The sequence below is a fragment of the Ralstonia pickettii genome (assembly GCF_016466415.2).
Classification (GTDB): domain Bacteria; phylum Pseudomonadota; class Gammaproteobacteria; order Burkholderiales; family Burkholderiaceae; genus Ralstonia; species Ralstonia pickettii.
Window position 1 is genome coordinate 1,361,688 of sequence record NZ_CP066771.1, and the last position, 20,206, is coordinate 1,381,893.

19 protein-coding genes are annotated in these 20,206 nt (G+C 64.7%); 11 read left to right on the forward strand and 8 right to left on the reverse strand.

Annotation, left to right across the window (positions count from 1 at the left end):
• Positions 1-33 precede the first annotated feature (33 nt).
• Complete coding sequence (locus RP6297_RS06475) at positions 34-936, forward strand: LysR family transcriptional regulator (protein ID WP_009238200.1); 903 nt, start codon at positions 34-36, stop codon at positions 934-936.
• On the opposite strand, the gene RP6297_RS06480 is transcribed toward RP6297_RS06475, so the two are convergent.
• From RP6297_RS06480 to RP6297_RS06495, 4 genes are all read right to left on the reverse strand, one after another.
• Entirely contained in the window at positions 929-2,092 is a 1,164-nt protein-coding gene (locus tag RP6297_RS06480; protein WP_009238199.1) for an MFS transporter, read from the reverse strand. The two genes, RP6297_RS06475 and RP6297_RS06480, sit on opposite strands and share 8 nt — an antisense overlap.
• A 76-nt stretch (positions 2,093-2,168) precedes the next feature.
• Positions 2,169-2,996 (reverse strand): isocitrate lyase/PEP mutase family protein, encoded by an 828-nt coding sequence (locus tag RP6297_RS06485; RefSeq protein ID WP_009238198.1) that lies wholly within the window; start codon positions 2,994-2,996, stop codon positions 2,169-2,171.
• Between the two features lie 3 nt (positions 2,997-2,999).
• Positions 3,000-3,698, reverse strand: coding sequence for a 2-hydroxychromene-2-carboxylate isomerase (locus RP6297_RS06490; protein ID WP_009238197.1), 699 nt, complete (start codon positions 3,696-3,698; stop codon positions 3,000-3,002).
• A 65-nt stretch (positions 3,699-3,763) separates the two neighbouring features.
• Positions 3,764-4,708, reverse strand: coding sequence for a LysR substrate-binding domain-containing protein (locus RP6297_RS06495; RefSeq protein ID WP_009238196.1), 945 nt, complete (start codon positions 4,706-4,708; stop codon positions 3,764-3,766).
• Between the two features lie 149 nt (positions 4,709-4,857).
• Between RP6297_RS06495 and RP6297_RS06500 the strand changes: the two genes are divergently transcribed.
• The 8 genes from RP6297_RS06500 (at position 4,858) to RP6297_RS06535 (ending at position 13,476) form a co-directional block, all read left to right on the forward strand.
• Entirely contained in the window at positions 4,858-6,075 is a 1,218-nt protein-coding gene (locus tag RP6297_RS06500) for an MFS transporter (RefSeq protein WP_009238195.1), read from the forward strand.
• Between the two features lie 246 nt (positions 6,076-6,321).
• Positions 6,322-6,960 (forward strand): 7-carboxy-7-deazaguanine synthase, encoded by a 639-nt coding sequence (gene queE / locus RP6297_RS06505; RefSeq protein WP_009238194.1) that lies wholly within the window; start codon positions 6,322-6,324, stop codon positions 6,958-6,960.
• Positions 6,961-7,038: 78 nt separating this feature from the next.
• Positions 7,039-7,515, forward strand: coding sequence for a 6-carboxytetrahydropterin synthase QueD (gene queD / locus RP6297_RS06510; protein ID WP_009238193.1), 477 nt, complete (start codon positions 7,039-7,041; stop codon positions 7,513-7,515).
• Positions 7,516-7,534: 19 nt separating this feature from the next.
• The gene (gene tadA, locus RP6297_RS06515; protein WP_009238192.1) at positions 7,535-8,083 is read left to right on the forward strand and encodes a tRNA adenosine(34) deaminase TadA; all 549 of its coding nucleotides are present in this window, start codon (positions 7,535-7,537) and stop codon (positions 8,081-8,083) included.
• The gene (gene ldcA / locus RP6297_RS06520) at positions 8,080-9,006 is read left to right on the forward strand and encodes a muramoyltetrapeptide carboxypeptidase (RefSeq protein WP_009238191.1); all 927 of its coding nucleotides are present in this window, start codon (positions 8,080-8,082) and stop codon (positions 9,004-9,006) included. Before tadA ends, ldcA begins: the two co-directional genes overlap by 4 nt.
• A gap of 112 nt (positions 9,007-9,118) precedes the next feature.
• Positions 9,119-10,741 carry an ABC-F family ATPase gene (locus RP6297_RS06525; RefSeq protein WP_009238190.1) on the forward strand — a complete coding sequence of 541 codons (1,623 nt, stop codon included), beginning with the start codon at positions 9,119-9,121 and terminating at the stop codon, positions 10,739-10,741.
• Between the two features lie 241 nt (positions 10,742-10,982).
• Complete coding sequence (locus RP6297_RS06530; protein WP_009238189.1) at positions 10,983-11,606, forward strand: carboxymuconolactone decarboxylase family protein; 624 nt, start codon at positions 10,983-10,985, stop codon at positions 11,604-11,606.
• Between the two features lie 322 nt (positions 11,607-11,928).
• Positions 11,929-13,476 carry an acetyl-CoA hydrolase/transferase family protein gene (locus RP6297_RS06535; RefSeq protein WP_009238188.1) on the forward strand — a complete coding sequence of 516 codons (1,548 nt, stop codon included), beginning with the start codon at positions 11,929-11,931 and terminating at the stop codon, positions 13,474-13,476.
• Positions 13,477-13,495: 19 nt separating this feature from the next.
• On the opposite strand, the gene RP6297_RS06540 is transcribed toward RP6297_RS06535, so the two are convergent.
• A complete protein-coding gene (locus tag RP6297_RS06540) occupies positions 13,496-14,389 on the reverse strand; it encodes a LysR family transcriptional regulator (RefSeq protein ID WP_009238187.1) in 894 nt (297 codons plus the stop codon).
• 128 nt (positions 14,390-14,517) lie between these two features.
• Positions 14,518-15,054, reverse strand: coding sequence for a hypothetical protein (locus RP6297_RS06545; RefSeq protein ID WP_009238186.1), 537 nt, complete (start codon positions 15,052-15,054; stop codon positions 14,518-14,520).
• A gap of 152 nt (positions 15,055-15,206) precedes the next feature.
• Here RP6297_RS06545 and RP6297_RS06550 point away from each other — a divergent pair, with 152 nt between their 5' ends.
• Positions 15,207-16,643: an aldehyde dehydrogenase family protein gene (locus tag RP6297_RS06550; RefSeq protein WP_009238185.1), complete on the forward strand. Its 1,437-nt coding sequence runs from the start codon at positions 15,207-15,209 to the stop codon at positions 16,641-16,643.
• A gap of 69 nt (positions 16,644-16,712) precedes the next feature.
• Here RP6297_RS06550 and RP6297_RS06555 read toward each other — a convergent pair whose 3' ends face one another.
• Positions 16,713-16,973 (reverse strand): DUF1289 domain-containing protein, encoded by a 261-nt coding sequence (locus RP6297_RS06555; protein WP_004626784.1) that lies wholly within the window; start codon positions 16,971-16,973, stop codon positions 16,713-16,715.
• A gap of 30 nt (positions 16,974-17,003) precedes the next feature.
• The gene (locus tag RP6297_RS06560; RefSeq protein WP_009238184.1) at positions 17,004-18,875 is read right to left on the reverse strand and encodes a glycoside hydrolase family 15 protein; all 1,872 of its coding nucleotides are present in this window, start codon (positions 18,873-18,875) and stop codon (positions 17,004-17,006) included.
• A gap of 35 nt (positions 18,876-18,910) precedes the next feature.
• Here RP6297_RS06560 and RP6297_RS06565 point away from each other — a divergent pair, with 35 nt between their 5' ends.
• Positions 18,911-20,137: a DUF2252 family protein gene (locus RP6297_RS06565; RefSeq protein WP_009238183.1), complete on the forward strand. Its 1,227-nt coding sequence runs from the start codon at positions 18,911-18,913 to the stop codon at positions 20,135-20,137.
• The last annotated feature ends 69 nt before the right edge of the window (positions 20,138-20,206 follow it).

The following is a 20,206-nucleotide window of genomic DNA, read 5'->3' on the forward strand; positions in this document are numbered from 1 at the left end:
GATGCGCATATTTGTTTCTCCAATCGATCAAATATGGATCGCATCACGTCGGCCGAAGTGTTTGTGGCGATTGTCGAGCGCGGCAGCCTGAGCGCCGCCGCCGAAGCGCTCGACATGTCGCGCGCGATGGTCACGCGCTATCTGGCGCAGATGGAGGCGTGGTCTGGCGCGCGGCTGCTGCACCGGACCACGCGCCGCATCGGCCTGACACCCGCCGGCGAGGCCACGCTTGCACGCTGCCGCCAGATGCTGGAAATCGCTTCACAGATGGCCGTGGCGGATGGCCCCGAAGCCGATACGCCGCGCGGGCTCCTGCGCATTGCCTGCGCGCAGTCCCTGGCGCAGCAGACGTTGAGCGCGGCCGTGACGGCCTACCTGCGGCGCTATCCGCAAACGGCCGTCGATCTGGTGGTCGACAACCGCACCACCAACCTCGTGGAAGAACGCATCGACCTGGCCGTGCGCATCACCAACGACCTTGATCCGAACCTGATTGCGCGGCCGCTGGGCATGTGCGAATCCGTCGTGGTGGCGGCACCGTCTTACCTGGCCGCGCACGGTACGCCGCGCCGCGTGCAAGACCTGGCCGTTCACAACTGCCTGACGTATACGTACTTCGGCAAAAGCCTGTGGAAGTTCACCGAGGCGAAGACGGGCGCGCCGTCGGACGTACCGGTGGGCGGCAATCTGAGTGCGAATGAATCGATGGTGCTGCTGGCGGCGGCGCGAGAGGGCGCAGGCATTGCATTGCAGCCGGTGTTTGCCGCCGCGCCGCTGATTGCCAGCGGGCAACTCGTGCGTTTGTTGCCCGACTACCTGCCGCAGGCGCTGGGCATTCACGGCGTGTACAGCTCGCGCAGGCAGATGCCGGCGGCGCTGCGGGCGATGCTGGATTTTCTGGTGGACTGGTTCAGGGCGCAGCCGAACGTCACGTGATCCCGGAAGACTTTCCTCGCATTGCCAATAAGCCCAATGCCAGCACGCAAAACACCGCACCCGCGTGGAATGTTGCGGCTGCGCCAAGCTTGTCCCACAGCAGCCCTGCAAGAACGCTGGCCGCTAGCATGGCCAGTCCGCTCACCAGGTTGAACATGCCGTACGCCGTGCCGCGCAAATCGGCCGGTACGGTATCAGCGACCATGGTTGCCAGCAAGCCCTGCGTAATGCCCATATGCACGCCCCACAGCGCCACGCCTGCGACGACCACGCTCCAGTGAGCGGACAGGCCGAGCACCACATCGGCGGCAACCAGCACTACCAGCCCAAGCGCGAGCAGCTTCGTGTGACTCATGCGGTCAGAGAGCTTGCCGAACGGGTACGCCGCCAGCGCATAGACGATGTTCATCGCCACCATGACCAGCGGCACCAGCGCCAGAGGAATGCCGCCTTGCTGTGCCCGCAACACCAGGAACGCTTCGGAAAACCGCGCAAGCGTGAAGACCGCGCCGATCATCACCACCCACCAGTACGCGCGGGGCAGCCGCTGGAGGTTGTCCCGGCGGAGCGGGTTGGTGCGGCGGGCACCGTTGTGGGTTTCGGGCTCGCGCAGGCCGAACATCAGCAGCGCAACAGAGAGCAGCCCTGGCACCACGGCCACCCAGAACACGGCGCGAAAATCATCCGCCCACAGCAGCATCAGACCCACCGCCAGAAGCGGCCCCAGAAATGCACCCACGGTATCGAGCGACTGCCGCAGCCCGAAGGCCGCGCCGCGCAACGCAGACGGGGCAATGTCGGCGACCAGCGCATCACGCGGTGCCCCGCGGATGCCCTTGCCGACGCGGTCCAGCAGGCGCGCCGTCAGCACAATGCCAACCGTGGGCGCGATGGCGAACAGCGGTTTGGACAGCGCGCCCAGCGCATAGCCGAACACCGCCAGGCCCTTGCGCTTGCCAAGGTAGTCGCTGAGCGTGCCGGAGAATATCTTGACGATGAGTGCGGTCGATTCTCCCAGGCCCTCGATCAGCCCGACCGACAGCGCGCTCGCGCCCAGCACCGACACCATGAACAGCGGCAGCAGGCTGTGGATCATCTCGGAAGCGATGTCCATCAGCAGGCTGACGCAGCCGAGCACCCAGATGCCGGCGGGCATCTGGCGCAGGCCGCCGGGCGGCTGGGTGTCGGTTGGAGGGGATGCCAAGATTGGCTGCGATCGCCCGGCGGCAAGCTCAGGCGAACGGTGCAAAGAGGCCGTTGAGCTTGGCTCCACTGGCGGCATCGCGCGCAAAGCTGAACGTCCCGGCGGTGCGCAGTTCTTCCGCCGCCCGCATGAATGCACCCATGGCTACGCGTGCCAGCGTCGCGCCTACGCTGATGCGCTTGACGCCCAATTCGGTCAACTCGGCCACGCTCAAGTTGCCGTCGGCAAAACCCATCAGCACGTTGAGCGGGCGGTCGATCTCGCGCAGCACGGCGGCGATCTCGTCGCGTGTTTTCAGGCCGGGGGCGTACAGCACGTCGGCGCCGGCGTCCTGGAAGGCCTGCAGGCGGCGGATCGTGTCGGCCAGGTCGTTGCGACCGTGCAGGTGGTTTTCGGAGCGCGCGGTGAGCGTGAACGGAAACGGCAACGCGCGCGCAGCCTCCACCGCTGCGCGCACGCGGTCGACCGAAGCCTCCAGCGAATAGATGGGCGCATCTGCGCGACCCGTCGCGTCCTCAATCGAGCCGCCGACGATGCCGGTGGCGCCTGCCAGGCGGATGGTCTCTGCCACAGTTTCCGGCGCATCGCCAAAGCCGTTTTCCAGATCGGCAGCCATGGGCACATCCGTGGCGGCCGCCAAGTCAGCCACATGCGCGAGGATGGTGTCGCGGCCGACGCCATAGTCAGGCAGCCCGCGCGAGAACGCAAAGCCGGCGCTGGTGCTGGTCAATGCTTCGAAGCCCACCGATGCGAGCAGCCGGGCCGAGCCAGGGTCCCACGGGTTCGGGATCACGAAGGTGCCGCTGCGTTCATGCAGCGCGCGGAAGGCGCGGGCTTTTTCGATCTGGGTCGGCATGGGTTATCCGCTGTGATATGAGCCAGGATTGGACTGCAATGCTACGGCGCAGGCGAGCGCATCGTCCAGGCGGTCGTTGCCCCAGAACATCGCGTCGCCGACAAAGAACGTGGGAGCGCCAAAGATGCCACGAATCTGCGCGGGGTGCGTTTGCTCGCGCAGGCCTAGCTTGCTTGCGTCGGACTGTGCCTGAGCGAGGATGGCGTCGACCGGCAAGCCGAGCGCCGTCAGTTCTTCTGCCACGGCGTCAGGCGTGTGGATGTCGCGGTCCTGGGCGAAATTGCGCAGCATGATGCGCTGGCAAAAGGCGCCGATCCACGGGGTGTCTGCGCCGTGCAGCGCCACACGCAGCGGCAGGACGGAGGCGCGCGGAAACGTGCTCGGCTGCGTCCAGGGCAAGTCGTGTTTGGCGCATTCGCGCGCCATGTCCTGCCAGACGTAATGCCCTTTGGCCCGTTGCAGCACAAACGGCGAACTGGCCCAGCCGAGTGACTGAAAAATCGGCCCCAGCAGGAAGGGTTTCCATGCGACTTGCACACCAAGTTGCACTGCGGCCGCCTCGATGCGCATCACGCTCAGGTAGCTGTAATTGCTCGCGAAGTCGAACCAGAACTCGACGGTGGGCGCGGGGACAAGCGGCTCCCATGTGGCGTTGTAAGCGGCGTGCTGGGGTGCGGTCTGCGGGCGGGCTAGGGTGTCCATGCGGCCTCCAACATGATGTCGTTGGCGGCATTACACGTGGGGCGCGGTACGCGTTCAAACGCCTTTCATGCAAGTTCGGATGCGCCGGATGCATGCGTGGCCTGCGTTGCCGCTTCAGCGCAGATCCAGGCAGCCACATCGCGCACGTCGCGTCGAGGGTTGGGCTCGGATTGGATCAACCAGTACGCATGCGTGTTGCGCACGCCGGGGGCGATGGTCGGTACGGTGACCAGGCGGCCGTCGGCCAGCAGCGGCGCGATCAACTCCAGACGGCCCAGCGCGATGCCCTGGCCGGCCACCGCCGCATGGATGATCTGGTCGTGCTGGTTGAAGCGCAGCACGGTGCGCGGCTTGGCATGGCTCCATCCGGCGGCGGCCAGCCAGTCGGTCCATTGGAGCCAGGGGCGGCGCAGGTCGCGGTCGTCAAAGTCGAGCAGCGTCAGGCCGGCGAGCGCCTCGGCGGAATCCAGCGAGCGCAGCCCCAGCGACGGATGCGCGACGGGCGCCACGGTTTCCCCAAACAGCCGGATGGCACCGGGTGGCGCATCGCCGGGTGGGCAATACCGGATGGCAAGCTCAATCCCTTCGTTCTTCAGGTCGACGAGGCGGTTGTTGGTCGCCACGCGCACGTCGATGTCGGGGTACTGCAGCTGGAAGCGCGCCAGGCGCGGCAGCAGCCACAGGCCGGTGACGCCGATGCTGGCCGTGATCGTGACCGGCCGACGTTCGGCCGCCACGCGGATGGCCCCGATGGCGTCCTGCAACTGCTGCACGGCACTGTCAGCGCTGCGGAACAGGCGTTCTCCCTCGGGCGTGAACGCGATCGAGCGGTGCCCGCGCACCAGCAGTTTCACGCCCAGTGCCTCTTCGAGCGCCGACACCTGGCGGCTCACGGCGGACTGCGTCAGACACAGATCATCGGCTGCGAGCGTGATGCTCATGCGCCGGCCTACCGCCACGAAGCCGCGCAACAGGTCCAGGGAGGCCAATCGAACCAGGGGAGTCGACATGCGTTTTCCTCATGCAAGGCGTTCTCAAAGATCAATTGAGAAGCTGGGCAGGGCTAAGTTTAATAAGCCATCGGACGACATTCCAGCCCAATGCATGTTCCACACGCTTGCGGAGCCGGAATGTCTGCCACATCGGAGAAAAAACGCTCATGACCTCGAAATCTCTCACGCAATCGCCCTGGTTGCCGGTATTGGCCGGCGGCGCGGTGATCGGCGTGGCGCTGGGCATTCGGCACGTGCAAGGGCTCTTCCTCGTGCCCGTCACGATGGGCCATGGCTGGACACGCGAAACCTTCGGCCTGGCGATCGCGTTGCAAAACCTCATCTGGGGCGCGGCACAGCCATTTGCGGGCATGCTGGCCGACCGTTACGGCGCGGCCAAGGTGGTCGTTGCCGGCATCGTGGTCTATGCGTTTGGGCTGATGCTGATGGCACATGCAGGCACGCCATTGGGCTTTACGCTGTCGGCGGGCGGGCTGATCGGGCTCGGGCTGTCAGGCACGTCGTTCGGCGTGGTGTATGGCGCGATCAGCCGATTGACGCCGCCCGAGCGGCGCAGCTGGGCGCTGGGCGTAGCGGGCGCGGTGGGCGGTGTCGGCCAGTTCGTGATGGTGCCGACGGCGCAGGGCTTGCTGAGTACGGTCGGCTGGGTGACGGCGCTGGTGATCATGGCGGGGTTCATGGCGATCTTCTTGCCGCTGGCCGCGCCGTTACGCGAGAGAACATCGGCTGCCGCCGCGCAGCAGGCGCAGCAAAGCATGGGTTCGGCCATCCGCGAGGCCTTTGCCCACCGGGGTTTCTGGCTGCTGAATCTCGGGTTCCTGACGTGCGGATTCCAGCTCGCCTTTATCGGTGCGCACATGCCGGCGTATCTGCTCGACAAGGGGCTCACCGGCCGCCACGGCATGGTGGCGCTGGCGCTCATTGCCGCCGCCAACATCGTCGGCACGTATTACTGCGGCGCGCTGGGCGGGCTGTTCCGGCGCAAATATCTGCTGTCGTTGCTGTACCTGATTCGCACGGCGGCGATTGCGCTATTCATCCTGCTCCCGCTGTCGCCCGCAACGCTGTATGCGTTTGCCATCGTGATGGGCCTGCTGTGGCTGGGGACGGTGCCGCTGACGAACGGGCTGCTGTCGCAGGTGTTTGGGGTGCGCTACATCGGCACGCTGTTCGGCTTCGTATTTCTTGGTCATCAGATCGGCGCGTTTCTGGGCGTGTGGCTGGGCGGCGTGGTGTACGACCACCTGCATTCCTACGACGCGATCTGGTTTGGCGCCATGGCGCTCGGTGTGGTGGCCGCGCTGCTGCACTGGCCGATCGACGATCGCCAACTCGTGCGTACGCCGGTGGCGCAACCCGCGTGAATGCACAGTTCAAAACATGGATGGCTTGGGCGCTGGCAGCGGCCGGCGCCGCCCTGATCTTTGCGGCGTGGCTGACCCCGGAAGGCGCGTTTTCCTTTGTGACGCTGGCGTCCTTCTGCGGATAGGGCGACGCGTGAGCCCGATTTGTGAAACAATATCGGGTTAATCACTAGTGGGCACTGGTACGGTTTGCGCGGGAAATACGTCGCTTCTGCGTCGTTCTCCTGTGAATGCCACCGTTCAGACATGACTTACGCCGTCAAGGAAATTTTCTACACGCTGCAAGGCGAGGGTGCCAACACCGGCCGCGCAGCCGTCTTCTGCCGCTTTGCCGGCTGCAATCTCTGGAGTGGGCGCGAAGCCGATCGCGCCACCGCCGTCTGCCAGTTCTGTGACACCGACTTCGTCGGCACGGACGGCACGCAAGGCGGCAAATACACCACCGCCGACGCACTCGCCGACACCGTTGCCGCCGAATGGCCGGCCAGCGCCACGGGCGGCAAGCCGCTCGTCATCTGCACCGGCGGCGAGCCGCTGCTTCAGCTCGACAAGCCGCTGATCGACGCGCTGCACGCACGCGGTTTCGAAATCGCCATCGAGACCAACGGCACCATTACCGTGCCGGAAGGTATCGACTGGGTGTGCGTGAGCCCCAAGATGGGCTCCGAACTCGTCGTCACACGCGGCGACGAGCTGAAGGTGGTGATTCCGCAAGACGGACAGGACCTCGACGCATACGAACGGCTCGATTTCCAGCATTTCTTCCTGCAGGCCATGGACGGCCCGCTTGCCCGGCAGAATACGGCGGCAGCCGTCGAGCTGTGCCAGCGCCGGCCGCGCTGGCGCCTGTCGCTGCAAACCCATAAGATGCTGGGCATCCGCTAGGGCGGGCCGCAGCACTTTGTCCCCGGTTTTCTGCCGGTTCCAGCCGTTTCGCGGCGCCCGCTGCCGCCACCTTGCTCCATGACCAAGACCGTTTCCATCACGCGCCGGCTCGAATTCGACGCCGGCCACCGCATCCCGGGCCATGCCGGCCAGTGCCGCAACCTGCACGGGCATCGCTATCAGCTCGAACTCACGCTCACCGGCGAAGTGCTGCACAACGACAAGGCTGCCGACGACGGCATGATCCTCGACTTTGGCGACGTCAAGCAGCTCGCCAACAAGCATCTTGTCGACCTTTGGGATCACGCCTTCCTCGTCTATCGCGGCGATACGAAGCTCGTTGAATTCCTGAACGACATGGAAGGCGGTCACAAGACCGTCGTGCTGAACGATGTGCCCACCGTCGAGAACCTCGCGCAGGTCGCGTTCGACATTCTCGAGCCAGTGTTTCGCAACACGTTCGGGCACCATCTGCGCCTGTCCAAGCTCGTGCTGTACGAAACCCCGAATTGCTGGGCCGACGTGAAGCTCGCGCGTCCGCACGAACAGGATTGATGCGACAGCGCCGGATCGCATGACCACACCGCACGTCCTCACCCCGCCTGCCGACATGTCCGCCCATGAGCGCGACGGCTACTGGATGCAGCAGGCGCTCGTGCAGGCCAAGTTCGCGTGGGGGCAAGGCGAAGTGCCGGTGGGTGCCGTGGTCGTGCGCGGCAACGAAATCGTCGGGGTGGGCTACAACGCCCCGATTGGCACGCACGACCCATCCGCGCATGCCGAGATGCGCGCGCTGCGCCAGGCCGCCGAGAAGCTCGGCAACTACCGCCTGCCCGACTGCGAAGTCTTCGTGACCCTGGAGCCGTGCGTGATGTGCGCCGGCGCCATGCTGCATGCCCGCGTGGCGCGTGTCGTCTATGGCGCGCCAGACCCCAAGACGGGCGCCGCGGGCAGCATCCTCGACCTGTTTGCAGAAACGCGGCTGAACCACCAGACCGCCATCACCGGCAGCGTGCTCGCGCAGGAGTGCGGCGACATGCTGCGCGCCTTCTTCGCCGAGCGCCGCGCAACCCAGAAGGCCGCACGCCTGGCGGCCACTGAATCCGACGAATCCGCCACATGACCACTGTCCGCCTGATTGCCCCTTCCGGTTATCCGAACGATCCGGCCATCGCGGAGCGCGGCGTGGCGGCGTTGGAAGCGCAGGGCTGCACGATCGTCAACCGCGAGTGCCTGAGCCGGCAGCATCAGCGTTTTGCCGGCGGTGAACTTGCGCGGCTGGCAGACCTGAACCAGATCGGCACGGGCAGCGGCCAGGAAATCGCCATGGCCATTCGCGGCGGGTATGGCCTGACGCGCTTGCTGGACCGCATCGACTTCATCGACATCGGCCGCCGCGCGCAGGCCACCGACGCCATCATCGTCGGCCACAGCGATTTCACCGTGTTTTCGCTGGCGTACCTGGCGGCCACGGGTGGCGTGACGTTTGCCGGCCCGCACGTGTGTTCGGACTTCGGGCTGGAGACGGTCGACCCGTTCATGGTCGAGCATTTCTGGGGCATTTTGCGCAGCCCGACCTACGCGCTGCGTGCAGATGTGCCGCAACCCAGCGGCTGCGCGCGGCCCGGCCGCTATGAGGGCACCCTGTGGGGCGGCAATCTGGCCATGCTGTGCAGCTTGATCGGCACGCCGTATCTGCCGGACATTCGCGACGGCATCCTGTTCGTTGAGGACATCAATGAACATCCGTACCGCGTTGAGCGCATGCTGCTGCAATTGCAGCAGGCCGGCGTGCTCGATGCGCAGCGGGCGCTGGTGCTGGGCGATTTTTCCGGCTATCGCACCACGCCGTACGACGCGGGCTATGGTTTCGACGCCATGCGCGACTACCTTGCCGAACACCTGTCGATTCCGGTCGTCACGGGCTTGCCGTTCGGCCATTGCCCAACCAAGGCGACACTGCCGATTGGCGCGCAGGCCGAGCTGGATGTTGACGCCACGGGCTTTACGCTGCACTTGTCGGGGTATCCGACACTGAAGGCGTAAGTCTTCCGGCCATCCGGGTCACGTCCGGGTGGTAAAATCTCGGGTTCTCCAAATGGCGACCGGCCAAGTGCTTGCCGCGCCAGATCACCGCTTTCCAAATCAAGGTTTCCACGTGCTTTCCACCGCCAACATCACCATGCAGTTCGGGCCCAAGCCCTTGTTCGAGAACATCTCGGTCAAGTTTGGCGAGGGCAATCGCTATGGCCTGATCGGCGCCAATGGCTGCGGCAAGTCGACCTTCATGAAAATCCTGGGCGGCGATTTGGAGCCGAGCGCAGGCAACGTGATGCTGGAACCGGGCGTGCGCCTGGGCAAGCTGCGTCAGGACCAGTTCGCCTACGAAGACATGCGCGTGCTGGACGTGGTGATGATGGGCCACACCGAAATGTGGGCCGCCGCGCAGGAGCGCGATGCCATCTACGCGAACCCGGAAGCCACTGACGACGACTACATGAAGGCCGCCGACCTGGAGGCCAAGTACGCCGAATACGACGGCTACACGGCGGAAGCGCGCGCGGGTGAACTCCTGATGGGCGTGGGCATTCCGACCGACCAGCACAACGGCACGATGAGCAACGTCGCGCCCGGCTGGAAGCTGCGCGTGCTGCTGGCGCAGGCGCTGTTCTCGAACCCGGACGTGCTGCTGCTGGACGAGCCGACCAACAACCTCGACATCAACACGATCCGCTGGCTGGAATCGGTGCTCAATGAGCGCAATTCCACCATGATCATCATCTCCCACGATCGCCACTTCCTGAACTCGGTCTGCACGCACATGGCCGACATGGACTACGGCACGCTCAAGGTCTACCCGGGCAACTACGACGACTACATGCAAGCCTCCCTGCAGGCGCGCGAACGCCTGCAGGCCGCCAACGCCCGGGCCAAGGAGCGCATCTCCGACCTGCAGGACTTCGTGCGTCGCTTCTCGGCCAACAAGTCCAAGGCGCGCCAGGCTACGTCGCGCCTGAAGATGATCGACAAGATCAAGGTGGAAGACATCAAGCCGTCGTCGCGCCAGAACCCGTTTGTCCGCTTCGAGATGGAGAAGAAGCTGCACAACCTGGCAGTGGAAACCGAGAACGCGCGCAAGACGTACGATCGCAAGATTTTCGATGGCCTGACGATGGCAGTGCGGGCGGGCGAGCGCATCGCCATCATCGGCGAGAACGGCGCCGGCAAGACCACGCTGCTGCGTTGCCTGCTGAACGGCGCCGTGAAGACCGGCGTGCAGCGCGGCATCGAGATCGACGGTGGCACCGTCAAGTGGGCCGAGAACGCCAATGTCGGCTACATGCCCCAGGACACCTACGAAGAATTCCCCGAAGACCGCGACCTGATGGACTGGATGAGCCAGTGGATGCAGCCCGGCGATGACGACCAATCGCTGCGCGGCACCATGGGCCGCCTGCTGTTCTCTGCCGACGACATCAAGAAGAATGTGAAGGTGCTCTCCGGTGGCGAGAAGGGCCGCATGATCTGGGGCAAGCTGATGCTCGGCCGCCACAACGTGCTGGCGCTGGACGAGCCGACCAACCACATGGACATGGAGTCCATCGAGTCGCTGCAGATTGCGCTCGACAAGTTCGAAGGCACGCTGATCTTCGTGTCGCATGATCGCGAGTTGATCAGCGCCCTGGCCACGCGTGTGATCGAAGTGCGCCCGGACGGCACGCTCACCGACTACCTCGGCACCTACGACGAATACCTGCAGAGCCAGGGCGTCGAAGTCTGACCCCCGATCTTTTGCCGTAGCCAAAGGGCCGCCGATGTGCGGCCTCTTTTTTTTTGCGGGCGTCCCCGCGAGGCGAACGTGTGTTTCCGATCCGGATCGGTCTCTCACGTGCGGCTTGCCGAGGCCGCGTTGACAGTGCCTCCTCCCGATTCCAGAATGCCTTGGCCGAACGCGGCACAGCATCCTTGCGGCTGCGTTGAGCGCCAACACAGAACAATCAAAACATATGAGGAGACTCACGTTGAAAAACGTACTGACCTTGCTATCGACAGCCGCCCTGGTGCTGATGACGTCTGCACACGCAGCTGAGCGCCTACCAACCATTCCGCCGGACAAGTACAGCGCCGAACAGACCAAGGCGGCGCAGGACTTTCAGGCTGCGCGCAAGGTGCCGGTATTCGGTCCTTTCGAGCCCCTGATGCATAGCCCCGAGGTGATGAGCCAGGCCCGCGCAATGGGCGACTATCTGCGATATCACTCCGCGATTGGCAACACGCTGAGCGAATTGGTCATCCTGATCACGGCGCGGGAGTGGAGCCAGGATTACGAGTGGTACGTGCACCATCCGATCGCTCTGAAGGCGGGTATCAAACCCGGTATTGCCGATGCCATTGCCGATGGCCGCCGCCCCACGGGCATGAGCGAGGACGAGGAGATCGTCTACGACTTCGCGACGGAACTGATCCGCAACAAGCGCGTGTCCGACCAAACCTATACCCGAGCGGAAAAGCGGTTCGGCAACAAAGGCATCGTAGACATGACGGGCATCTGCGGCTACTACACGCTGCTCGCCATGGAAATGAACGTGGCGCAGTATCCGGCACCCAAGAACGCCGCCAAGCTCGCGCGTTTTCCGGAGCCTTGACCGCTGTGCCGTAGACCGAGGACTGCGCGCAGCTGTGATGCCGCGCAGGGTGAACGCCGATTCTTTGCCGTCATCAAGGGGCCGCCAATGTGCGGCCCTTTGTTCTTGGTCTTCGCCGCAATCGACTGAAGCATGTCGGCAAAGTGGGCCATTTATGAAAAAACCGACTGGATTTCATGATTTTTTATCGCCATCAGAATGCATGGTCGTCGCTACACTGGTCTGCATATCCCAGTGAATAGGCCGAGACCTGCTGACGGGGCGCCCTACATTACAACAAGAAGCGCCAAAGTCAGGCTCGGCGAAGTACCAAGGAGACGAGATGACCTCTGATATTGGCGGCCGCATTCGCCTGCAATCCCTGCTCGATAAAGTGGTGTCTGCGGACGAAGCCGCGACCCTGATCCACGATGGCATGACGGTCGGCATGAGCGGTTTCACCCGTGCCGGCGACTGCAAGGCCGTGCCGTTTGCCCTGGCCCGGCGTGCCGCGCACGAGCCGCTGCGCATTACGCTCATGACCGGCGCATCGCTGGGTAACGACATTGACAAGGTATTGGCCGAAGCCGATGTGATTGCCCGTCGCCTGCCGTTCCAGGCCGATGCCACCCTTCGGCGCAAGATCAACGCAGGCGAGGTCATGTTCATTGACCAGCACTTGTCGGAAACCGTCGAGCAACTGCGTTCGCGGCAGATTGCACCGCTGGATGTGGCGGTGGTCGAAGCCACCGCCATCACCGAGAACGGCGGCATCGTGCCGACGACGTCGGTGGGCAACTCTGCAAGTTTCGCCGTGCTGGCGAAGCAGGTGATCGTCGAGATCAACCTGAACATGCCCGCCAATCTGGAAGGGCTGCACGATATCTTCTTTCCGGTGCAGCGGCCCTATCGCCAGCCGATTCCACTCATTGCAGCGGAGCAGCGCATCGGCCTGCCGTCTATCCCGATCGACCCGCGCAAGATCGCTGCCATCGTCATCACGGGGCAGGACGACAGCCCGTCCAACGTGTTGCCCCCCGATGCGGAGACCAATGCCATCGCGGGGCATCTGAACGCATTCCTGGCGCGCGAGGTGCGCACGGGCCGTCTTTCGCCCACGCTGCAGCCGCTGCAGGCGGGTATCGGAACGATCTCCAACGCGGTCCTGCATGGCTTCATCGACTCGCCGTTCCATGACCTCAAGATGTATTCGGAGGTTTTGCAGGACAGCTCCATCGAGCTGCTCGACTCGGGCAAGCTGGCGTTTGCCTCGGCTTCGTCGATCACGCTGTCACGCCCGATCTACAAGCGGTTTCTGTCAGAGCTGGAACGCTACAAGACGCGGGTGATTCTGCGACCGCAGGAGATCAGCAACCACCCTGAAGTGATCCGCCGCTTGGGCCTGATCACCATCAATACCGCGCTGGAATGCGATATCTACGGCAACGTGAATTCGACGCACGTGGGCGGAACGCACATGATGAACGGCATCGGCGGCTCGGGCGACTTCTCGCGCAACGCGCATCTGTCGGTCTTCGTGACCAAGTCATTGGCCAAGGACGGCGACATTTCGAGCATCGTCCCGATGGTCTCGCATGTGGACCATACCGAACACGACGTCGACATCATCGTCACCGAACATGGACTGGCCGATCTGCGCGGGTTGGCGCCGCGCGAGCGTGCTGTGCAGATCATCAGCAACTGCGCTGATCCGCGCTACCGCGAGCTGCTGCGCGACTACGTTGTGCGCGCGCAGCGGCGCGGCGGGCATACGCCCCACCTCCTGGAGGAGGCGCCGGCCTGGCATGTCCGGTTTCGCGACCAGGGCTCGATGGCCTCAGCCGGGCTCACAGGTGAAAGCCTGCTCCCGGAACCCGCCCTCAGCGCTTGACGCACGTCGCAGCCGCTGCTCAGGCGCCGAGCACTTCCTGGCACGTCGCGAGCCACGCGCGAGCGGCGTGCGACAGGTAGCGGCCGGGCGACCACAGGTGCGCGAGCGCCCAATCCATGTCGGGGGCGGTCAGGCGTGCCACGGCCAGCTTGTCACGGTTCGCAAGGTTGGCCACCAGCGGCTGCGGCAAAAAAGTCGTGCCCAGTCCCGCAGCGGCCATCGAGGCGAGGAATTCCCAATGCCCGCTCCGCGCAGCGATGTGCGGCTCGATACGGGCTTCGAGAAAGGCCTGTCGCAGCTTGCGCGTCAGGGAGAAATCCTCGGCCAGCAATAGCAGGGGTTCGTCGCGCAGTGCCGTGAGGGTGACGGTCCTGCCTTTGGCCCATTTCGCTTTGCGCGGTCCCACCACCCAGATCGGATACTTTGCAAACTGCCGCGTAGCGAGTTCAAGGCCGCTATCGCCGGGAAGAACGGTGGCGCCCACCTCCAGTTCGCCGCTGGCCACCTGCTGTTCCACCGTCTTGCCGCCGTACTCTGCCAAGTTCAGTACCAGATTCGGATAACGCTGACGAAACGCGCTCACGACGGGCGAAAAGAACAGATTCACCATCGGTGGGATGCCGACCGTCAGTTCGCCCCGTCCGAGCGAGGACAGATCAGCGACTTCAAGCGTCAGCCTGTGCACCACGCCCAGCGTTTCCTGGCCCCGCGCGTACACGACGCGGCCCACGTCGGTGAGCCGCACCTGCTTGCCTTCGCGGATCAACAAAGGCTGGCCAACTTCGTTTTCCAGCTGACGCACCATTTTGCTGACGGTGGACTGGGTGACCGAGAGCGAACTCGCCGCTTGCGTGAAGCTTTGCAGCCGCGCGGTCTCGACAAAGTAACGAAGCGCTCGGATATCGATGGGCACGGGCGGTCCTTTGCCATGAAGGATGGGAATGGGATTCGCCATGGTAATGAATTTTCCCCATTCCACGGTGCTCAAAAAAAAAAAGCGGCACAGGTGGCCGCCTTCTTTTGCTGCCCGACCGTGTGGGCTTAGCCTGTTGCTTCGTCGATCAGCAGATCGAGCTGGGCGATCACGTTGCTGGTCTCGGGCTCGCCGCGTGTTTTGCTGAGCGCGGCCTTGAGCGTGTCGCGCAGGGCGACGAGTTCCGCCACATTGCCGGCTTTCTCCACCTTCATCTCCAGCAGATAGCCGCGCAGGCCGAGATACCGGCTGATCGTTTCGGTATAGAAGCGATAGAGGCGTTGATAGCCCTCGGCGGCGGGCTCTTTTGAAGGCACTGCGGGTACTGCGCTGGCCGACGCGGGGGCAGGCGCAGGTTCATCGGTCGAGACAGCCTTCACCGTGGTGCTGCTGGCCAAGTGCGGGCGGATATACCCCCCTCCCTCCAGCTCGTCGAATACCGCTTGCGTCATACCGAGCGGCTGAAGCTGCACGAGGATGTCGTCGCAGGTTTTCTCGCCATTCACCATCAGGAGCACCGCGCGGTGACGCTGGTCGAGGTGGTTCGCGCGCGTTCGGATCTCGTCCTGACCTTTTTCGGTCTTCTGATAGATGCGGGTGGTCATGGTCGTCTCCCTCGGCCGGCGCGTCTGCAGTGTGCGCTCTGGTGGCTCTACAATAGTCCGATCATAACCGCCCGGGGGCGACGTGGGCCTCAGTCGCAACCCGGATAGCACAACGCGCAAATCGCGCATCCACCAGAGCGAGACGACCGACGATGCAGCAACGCGACAAGCTTTTTATCAATGGCAAGTGGGTGGCGCCGCAGGGCAAGGGCGTCATTGAAGTGATTCATTCGGCCACGGAAGCCGTGATGGGGACCATTCCCGAAGGCAGCGCGGCAGACGCTGAAGCCGCCGTGGCCGCCGCGCGCGCCGCATTTGATGACTGGGCTGCTACGCCCGTGGCCAAGCGCGCCGAGTACATCCAAAAGATTGCCGACGGCCTGCATGCCCGCAGCGAAGAACTGGCGCAGCTGATTGCCGGTGAAGTCGGCATGCCGATCAAGTTGGCGCGTGCCATCCAGGTGGGCGGCCCCGTCTACAACTGGAGCAATTTCGCCAAGCTGCTCAGCACGTTTGAATTTGAAGAGCACGTTGGCAACTCGCTGGTGGTGCGCGAGCCCGTGGGTGTGGTGGGCGCCATCACGCCGTGGAACTACCCGCTCAACCAGATCACGCTGAAGGTTGCGCCCGCGCTGGCGGCCGGCTGCACGGTGGTGCTCAAGCCGTCGGAAGTGGCACCGCTCAACGCCTTCGTGCTGGCGGAAGTCATTGAAGAAGCCGGCCTGCCGCCGGGCGTGTTCAACCTGGTCACCGGCTATGGCCCGGTGGTGGGCGAGGTGCTGGCAAGCGACCCCGAGGTCGACATGGTGTCGTTCACGGGCTCCACGCGTGCGGGCAAGCGCGTGGCGGAACTCGCATCGCAGTCGGTCAAGCGGGTGGCGCTGGAGTTGGGCGGCAAGTCGGCCTCGGTGATCCTGGATGACGCGGACCTGGCATCGGCGGTCAAGGGCACGCTGTCGGCATGTTTCTTGAACTCGGGGCAGACGTGCTCGGCGCACACGCGCATGCTGGTGCCGCGCGCCAAGTATGAAGAGGTGAAGGCGCTGGCCGCACAGTTTGCCGCTGCGTACGTGCCGGGCGATCCGGCGCAGGAAAGCACGCGCCTGGGGCCGCTCATCTCTGCCGTGCAGCGCGACCGCGTGCTGGGCTACATCCGCAAGGGGCTGGAGGAGGGCGCAGAACTCATTACCGGCGGCGCCGACACGCCCGAAGGCCTGACCACCGGTTACTTCGTCAAGCCGACGGTGCTGGGCAACGTCAAGACCACCGACACCGTCGCGCGCGAAGAAATCTTCGGCCCTGTGCTGACCGTCATCTGCTACGACGACGAGGAAGAGGCCGTCCGGATTGCCAACGACAGCATCTACGGCCTGGGCGGCGGTGTGTGGTCGGGCGACGAGGCCCGGGCGATTCGGGTGGCGCGGCGCATCCGCACGGGCCAGGTCAATATCAACGGCGGGCCGTTCAACATGCAGGCACCGTTTGGCGGCTACAAGCAATCCGGCAACGGGCGGGAAAACGGCAAGTACGGCCTGGAGGAGTTCCTGGAGTACAAGGCGCTGCAACTCAATCCCGCCAAGACGGCCTGATCTGCCCCACGTGCAGCACCAATGAAAAACCCGGCCTCGGCCGGGTTTTTTGCGTTTGACGCCCTCCGCCTACTTGCGGCTGCCGTCAGCGTTGTAGCCCTGGGCGGTGCCTTCGGCCAGGATGCGCGTCCAGACCGCGTTGCGCTCTTCGTCGGTCATGAAGACCCAGTTGCTGACCTCCAGTTGCGTGCGCCCGCAGCCCTGGCAAACCTCGTCGAAGAGCGTCGAGCAGATGCCGATGCAGGGGCTGTCTGGGCGGCCCAGCAGGGTGCTGTCGGAAGCACTGGTTGCGTCGTCTGGCATGGGGCTGAAAGCGGTCGATTCGGTCATGGCCGGTATTTTACCGGCTTCGGCCGGACGTCAGCTGCACGGCGGTTCCCCCGTGCGCTGGCTGACATGATCGGCCGCCTTGGATAGCGCCAGTGCGGAATTGACCAGCGCGATATGCGAAAACGCTTGCGGGAAGTTGCCAACGAGCCGACGCAGGCGTGGGTCGTATTCTTCAGCCAGCAGGCCCACGTCATTGCGCAGCGCCAGCAGCTTGGTAAAGAGCGCGCGCGCTTCGTCATGGCGGCCCTGCATGACGAGGTTGTCGACGTACCAGAAGCTGCAGGCAAGGAATACGCCTTCGCCCTCGGGCAGGCCGTCGGTCGCCGCTTCGGTGCGGTAGCGGCGCACGAGGCCATCGACGAGCAGGTCTTCTTCGATGGCCTTGACCGTGCCCTGGATGCGCGGGTCGGATGCCGGCAGAAAACCCACCAGCGGCAGCATGAGAAGCGCGGCATCCAGTTCGTCGCTGTCGTAGCTCTGCACGAAGCAGCCACGCGCGGCGTTGTAGCCGTGGGCACAGACCTCTGCGTGGATGCTGTCGCGCACGACGCGCCAGCGCTCTACCGGGCCATCAACGTTGAATTGCTCGATGGTTTTGACGGCGCGGTCGAACGCCACCCACGCCATGACCTTGGAGTGCGTGAAATGGCGCGAGGGGCCGCGGACTTCCCAGATGCCCTGGTCCGGCGTTTGCCAGATGCTTTCCAGATGCGTCATCAGCGCAACCTGCAGGCGCCACGAGGCATCGTCGCCGTCGAGGCCACCTTTGCGAGCGATGAAGAGGGCGTCCATCAACTCGCCATACACATCGAGCTGCAGTTGCTGCGCGGCCGCATTGCCCACGCGCACGGGCTGGGCGCCCTCGTAGCCGGGCAGCCAGGGGACGGTCCATTCGCCCAGGCGGCGCTCCCCGGCAATGCCGTACATGATCTGCACTTGCGCCGGGCTGCCGGCAATCGCGCGTTCGAGCCATTGGCGCCAGCTGCGGGCCTCGTCGTAGAAGCCGGCGTTCATCAGCGCGAGCAGCGTGAGGGTGGCGTCGCGCAGCCAGCAGTAGCGGTAATCCCAGTTGCGCACGCCTCCAAGCTGTTCCGGCAACGACGTTGTGGGCGCGGCCACGACACCGCCGGTGCGGTGGTACGTGAGCGCCTTGAGCGTGATCAGGGAGCGCTCTACGGCTTCGGTCCATTCGCCTGCGCCGTGGCAGCGGCCACCCCATGCGCGCCAGCGCGCCTCGATGTCGACCTGGGCTTCCAACGCGTCGATCGATGCCGGTAACGGCAGGTGCGACGGCGAATGCGTGAGTACAAACGGGACCGCTTCGCCTTCGCTTACCGTGAAATCGGCCACGGTGGAAAGGTTTTCGCCGCGGATGGGGGCGGCGGTGCGCACTGTCGTCATGTTGGGCCCGGCCACGGCCCGCAGCACGCAATCGGGCATGTCGCACGGGCCGTCAGCCGGGGCGCCCGTCACTTCGGACACGCGGCTGACCCACGGTACAGACGCGCCGTAGTCGAACCGCAGGGTCAGGTCCATGCGCATATCGACGGTGCCGGAGAGCCCGCGCACGATGCGGATGAGGTCGGAGGTGTCGTCCCGTGCGCCGGCGGTGCCGGGCAGACGGGCCGTCATCAGGTCGGTCACGCTGGCGGAACCGGTGTCGGTTTCGAAGACGGTCTCCAGCACGAGCGTGCCAGGCAGGTAGCGCCGGCGCGTGGCGCGGACCTCGCCTTGCGGTGCGATGCGCCATCGGCCGTGGTCCGGCGTGCCGAGCAGCGCGGCAAAACAGGCGCCTGAATCGAACCGTGGCCAGCAGAGCCAATCGATGGAGCCGTCACGCGAAACCAGTGCCGCGGTTTCACAATCGCCAATCAACGCGTAATCTTCGATTCTTGAGGGCATTGCACTCCACTCCAAGACTTCAACGAGGCCTGACCATGCATGACAGCACCCGCATCCTGCTTGAATACAACGCCGGGCGTGATCCCGAAAGGCTTACCCGAAAACTGGATGCCATTGCCGCCGACCCGTTTTCATTTTTTCGCGGCACCAACAACCTGTACGCCGCGTCTCTGGCCGATGCCGCCTTGCTGCACGACGCGCCCCGCACGCTGGTCTGCGGCGACCTGCACCTTGAAAACTTCGGCAGCTTCAAGGGCGACAACGGCCTCGTCTACTTCGACATGAACGACTTTGACGAAGCCTTGGCGGCGCCGTTCACCGTCGACCTCGTGCGCGTGCTGTCGAGCCTGCAGGTGGCGTCATTCGGCTGGAAGCTGGCCGATGAAGACGCTCATAACCTGTGCCGGCGCTTTCTTGACACGTATGCGGCCGCGCTGGTGGAAGGCAAGCCCCGCTGGGTGGAGCGGGCAACCGCCACGGGCATCGTGCGCGATCTGTTGCGTGCCTTGCGCAAACGCAACCGCGCGGCCTACCTCGCGCAGCGCACCGAGCGCGTCGGCAACCGCATCTCGCTGCGCATTGACGGCCGCCGCACATTGCGTGCCAGCAAGGACGAGGCCCGCCGCGCGCGGCGCATTCTCGAGGCGTACGGACAGCAGGGCAACGGCCAGCGTTTCGTTGCCGTCGACGTAGCCCGGCGGATTGCCGGTACGGGCAGCCTGGGGCTTGAGCGTTATTCCGTGCTGGCTCGCCCCGAAAACGACCCCGCCACCCTGCGCCTGATCGACATCAAGCTGTCGATTCCGAGCGTATGGGCCGGCGTGCTGGGCAGCGCCTGCAGCGTGGCACCCTGGCATAGCGAGGCAGGGCGCGTTGTCGATATCCAGCGCGTTTCGCAGGCCATTTCGCCCGCGCTGCTGCGCGGCGTCGTCTACGGCGCCAAGGGCGAAAAGCCGAAGTCGTACGTCGTCAAGAGCCTGCAGCCGACGGCCGACCGTGTCGCGCTCGGCTCGGGCAAGAACGTGGTCGCCAATCTGGACGATGCACTGCAGACCATGGCGCACGTGGCGGCCTGGTGCCATCTGCGCGGCTGTGGCCGCCACGGGACGGATCTCGTGGAGAAGGTGCAGGACTACGCGGCCGGCACGGCGTGGCGCAAATCGGCGCTGAAGCTGGCGGTGCACGGCCGCAAGGTGTCGTTGAAGCAATGGGCCGAGTTTGCTGAGGACTACCGCCAGGCGCGTGGTGACAGGGCCGCTTAAGTGCGTGCCGTCAGTGCGGGATAGCGGGCCATTGACTTCAGGCCCGCGAGACCTATTTGAAAACCCTCT